Below are 201 nucleotides of genomic sequence, written 5' to 3' on the forward strand. Positions count from 1 at the left end.
ACGACAGCGCCCTGGCCGAGAGCTTCTGGCAAGGCCTGAAGAGAGAGACGATGCAGGAGGCGTTCGCGACGGTGCGTCAGGCCAGGCTGGAAATCTTCCAGCGGCTCACCTACTACAACGCCCGCAGGCGTCACAGCAGCCTCGGCTACCTGTCACCCGTCGAGTTCGAACAGCAGCACCAGCGAGAACATAGACTCGCTC

The 201-nt window shown here is 62.7% G+C and carries 1 protein-coding gene; it reads left to right on the top strand.

The genetic code is table 11. The annotated features are described in order from the left end of the window. A partial coding sequence (locus IF89_RS0137445) for an IS3 family transposase (protein ID WP_158718200.1) occupies positions 1-201 on the top strand: 201 nt, incomplete at both ends.

The organism is Streptomyces sp. NRRL F-2664 (assembly GCF_000719345.1).
GTDB lineage: Bacteria > Actinomycetota > Actinomycetes > Streptomycetales > Streptomycetaceae > Streptomyces.